Below are 1,345 nucleotides of genomic sequence, written 5' to 3'. Positions count from 1 at the left end.
CAGGGGCTGGTCCAAGACAAAATAATCCCCTACTTTTTCCGCCAACACCGAGGGAGCAAAGGGTCGAAAAGATTCCCGGTATTTAATTTTCAAATTCATCACCGATTGCATGGTGGTATTGCGTGGATCCCCCAGGATCGACCTTCCCCCCAAAGCCCTGGGACCAAATTCCATGCGCCCTTGGAACCACCCCACCACATTGCCTCCGGCGAGGATATGGGCCACTTTGTCGAATAAATCCCCATCAGGATAATAGTCGTACACAGCTTCCACGGCAGGGTCTTTGAGATAGGCTTCAATGTCTTCGTTACTGAAACGGGGTCCTAGGTAGGAACCGGCCATGGCATCGGGCTGGTGCGCCGTCCTGTCGTTTTGTAAATACTGGTACCACACCGAAAGGGCAGAACCGATCGCCCCCCCTGCATCCCCAGCGGCGGGTTGAATCCAAATATTTTTAAATTTGCCTTCCCGCAGTAAACGACCATTGGCCACACAGTTGAGGGCGACCCCCCCAGCTAAACAAAGATTTTCTAAACCGAGTTCTTCATACACCGTATTACCGAGGCGCAGCACCACTTCCTCTGTCACCACCTGAATGGAGGCGGCAATGTCCATTTCCCGCTGGGTTAAAGGACTCTCTGGCGATCGCCGGGGCGCACCAAACAGGTCGGCAAACTTTTTATTGGTCATGGTTAGACCGGTGGCATAGTTGAAATAGGCCATGTTGAGACGAAAGGTTCCGTCTGCCTTGAGATCCAATAAGTTGTCTAAAATTAGATCCACATATTTGGGTTCACCGTAGGGAGCCAAACCCATGAGCTTATACTCGCCGGAATTAACCTTAAAACCCGTGTAGTAGGTAAAAGCAGAGTAAAGCAGACCGAGGGAATGGGGAAAGTGAATCTCCCAATGGGGTGTTAACTGGTTACCGTGGCCAGACCAAAGGGAAGTGGTGGCCCATTCCCCTACCCCATCCATACACAACACGGCGGCTTCGGTGAAAGGGCTGGGGAAAAAGGCAGAGGCGGCGTGGGATTGGTGATGCTCGTTAAAAAGCAAGGGGGGCAGCTCTTTAGTCTGACAGTCGCCCAGTTCCGCCAGAGCTTTTTTCAACACAGTCTTGAGATAAAGTTTTTCCTGCAACCAAGCGGACATGGCCGCAATGAAAGACCGCAGTCCCCTAGGAGCAAAAGCTAAGTAAGTTTCCAATAACCGTTCAAAGGTCACCAAGGGTTTTTCGTAAAAAACAATGTAATCCACTTCCTGGAGGCTAATTCCTCCTTCGGCAAGGCAGTAGTTGATACCCTGGGAGGGAAAAGCAGCATCGTGTTTCTGTCTCTTATAC

At 50.9% G+C, this 1,345-nt stretch carries 1 protein-coding gene; it reads right to left on the bottom strand.

The features are described from left to right. The coding region (locus IQ219_RS19650) for a carbamoyltransferase N-terminal domain-containing protein (RefSeq protein ID WP_194073735.1) at window positions 1-1,345 on the bottom strand (1,345 nt) is incomplete at both ends.

It is taken from the genome of Synechocystis sp. LEGE 06083 (assembly GCF_015207725.1).
GTDB lineage: Bacteria > Cyanobacteriota > Cyanobacteriia > Cyanobacteriales > Microcystaceae > Synechocystis > Synechocystis salina.
This window is presented reverse-complemented; position numbering and strand designations above follow the sequence as displayed.